Origin of the sequence: Micrococcus sp. KRD077 (assembly GCF_017168505.1) — a bacterium.
GTDB classification, from domain to species: Bacteria; Actinomycetota; Actinomycetes; order Actinomycetales; family Micrococcaceae; genus Micrococcus; species Micrococcus luteus.
This window is the reverse complement of the sequence record NZ_JABFAZ010000072.1, coordinates 1-1,375: the sequence shown is the minus strand read 5'-3', so window position 1 is coordinate 1,375 and position 1,375 is coordinate 1. Positions and strand designations below refer to the sequence as shown.

Here is a 1,375-nt window from a genome sequence, read left to right as displayed (position 1 = left end):
CCACCAGCCCCCACGCATCGCTTCCAGACCCCGCGGCGTGCCGGGGACATGCCCCGGATGCCCAGCTCCAGCAGCCGCGGCGGCCGGCAGCTCGAGCTCGCGGAGCCGGCAGCGTCCCTCCGCGACACGTCCCCGCCCTCCACACTCGCTCGCCACTGATGGCCGTGGGCACTGGGTCGCTCTCCCAGGTGCCAGTGGTGGTGTTCAGTAGACGCTAACCAACTGCCCTTCTTTGGCCTACTCTTCCCGGATTCGTGCGGGTTCTCAGAGGTGCATTCACTAAACACCTTCTGATTTGCTTTTCTGTCCCTCCTTTGCTATACTTGAAAGGCTGGGGAACTCCCGGTGCGCCCCGCGGAACTCGCCGCGCGGGTGCCTCACAAAGAGAGGAAACGAAGCATGACCCATGGCAGAGTACGAAGCCGCTGCAGCGGCCTGACACGTGCACATCACACCCGCTACGAGACAGGGAGAGGCTCCTGTAAGGATCCGTTAGGCACGCACCGTCCGTCCACCTTGAGCAGGTGGATCAGACGCATCACGCAAAACCCAATGCTCATATTCATTTTCTTTCTTGCCAACCGCATGGTCGCAGTCACCGACACTGTCGAGGCCGCCGAGAAGGTCGCCGAGTGGCTTCATGCAGTCCCCTGGGAGGCGATAGCCTCCCTCGCATCCGATCTCTTACCCCACATCGTGGAACTACTGATTTGGATATTTCTACTCCTTTGATTAGGAGAAAATGCAAAGTTGAGCCCCTCTGGAGGATCTTCCTTCAGGGGGGCTCTTGCATGCCCGCCCGCCATGGCGACCCTGGATCGCCAGGATCCCGAGTACCTCTACGTGGCCATGGGTCCGCGTGAGACCGCCGCCGGCGCGCTGGCCGTGCTGGCCTACGTGTCCTGGCTCCGGGGCCAGGGGACCCAGTCCGACGAGCGCCTGGCGCTCGCCAAGGCGTGCGTCCCGTGCCACGCACACGTGCGCGCCGTGTCCGCCATGATCCGCGCCACTTCGGTGGCCGTGGTCGCCGCCGACCTCGACCTGTCCTGGAAGCCCGTCAAGGGATGACCGAACCGGCCCGGGGGCCGCTCACCGGCAGCCCCCCTGTCGCGGACTCGACCGCGCAGCCGGCAGCTCCAGGTGCAGCTGCCGGCTGCGGATCTCCGCGGCACGTCCCCGCCCTGACCGCGACCCCTGGAAGGCACCCCATGCCCGAGATGATCCACTTCCCCACCGATCCGTCTGACCCCGTCGAGGTGCTCGACATCCAGAGCCCCGAGGACCTCTCGGCGTTCTTCTGCGACCGCTTCGAGGCCGTCCACGGCCAGGGATGGACCGCGTACACCTGCGACGACCAGGCCTCTGCCCCCAACCC

General features: G+C 65.6%; 2 protein-coding genes. Both read left to right on the top strand.

Annotation, left to right across the window (positions count from 1 at the left end; all coding sequences use genetic code 11):
• Positions 1-552 precede the first annotated feature (552 nt).
• Positions 553-732 (top strand): hypothetical protein, encoded by a 180-nt coding sequence (locus tag J1M39_RS11455; RefSeq protein WP_101966205.1) that lies wholly within the window; start codon positions 553-555, stop codon positions 730-732.
• A 72-nt stretch (positions 733-804) separates the two neighbouring features.
• Entirely contained in the window at positions 805-1,068 is a 264-nt protein-coding gene (locus J1M39_RS11450) for a hypothetical protein (RefSeq protein ID WP_101966204.1), read from the top strand.
• Positions 1,069-1,375: the final 307 nt, after the last annotated feature.